The sequence below is a fragment of the Burkholderia sp. SIMBA_051 genome (assembly GCF_046534915.1).
Classification (GTDB): Bacteria; Pseudomonadota; Gammaproteobacteria; order Burkholderiales; family Burkholderiaceae; genus Burkholderia; species Burkholderia ambifaria.
On sequence record NZ_JAWRXS010000055.1, the window covers coordinates 1 to 448 of the forward strand.

Sequence of the window (448 nt, forward strand, 5' to 3'; positions counted from 1 at the left end):
CCACGCTCGGCGACGAAGCTCGACCAGACGACCAACAGCCAGGTCTTCAGCGACCAAGTTCGCAGGCATGTGGCCCCAGCTGAGCCCCGAAATCAGAAGGTCACGTTTCGCGCCGAGGTCGTTGACGAGCCACTGGCGCTCTCCTGCCACGCCCATCTGGGTCTTCTCTGCACCCGGCTGGTTGTCTGTCACCACCAACTGCACATGCTGACCAAATTGTTCGCGGGAGATTGGCCGCTCGATATTCGCTAACGGATGGGTCGGCGCACACACGGTGACCATCTCTGCTTCGCAAAGCCAGTGCCTCTCGATCGCGCCTTTCTTGATCTCGGGCACGTCTGAAACGGTAACCGCGAGCGAGCAGCTGCCTGCCAGTACCAGCGCCTCACCACCCTGCATGGTGACCATGCGCAGGCTAATGGCGGCCGTTGGCGATTCGCGTTCGAGT

At 61.6% G+C, this 448-nt stretch carries 1 protein-coding gene; it reads right to left on the reverse strand.

All coding sequences use genetic code 11. The annotated features are described in order from the left end of the window. On the reverse strand, window positions 1-448 hold a 448-nt coding region (locus SB771_RS33495; protein ID WP_410721851.1), incomplete at both ends, for a LysR substrate-binding domain-containing protein.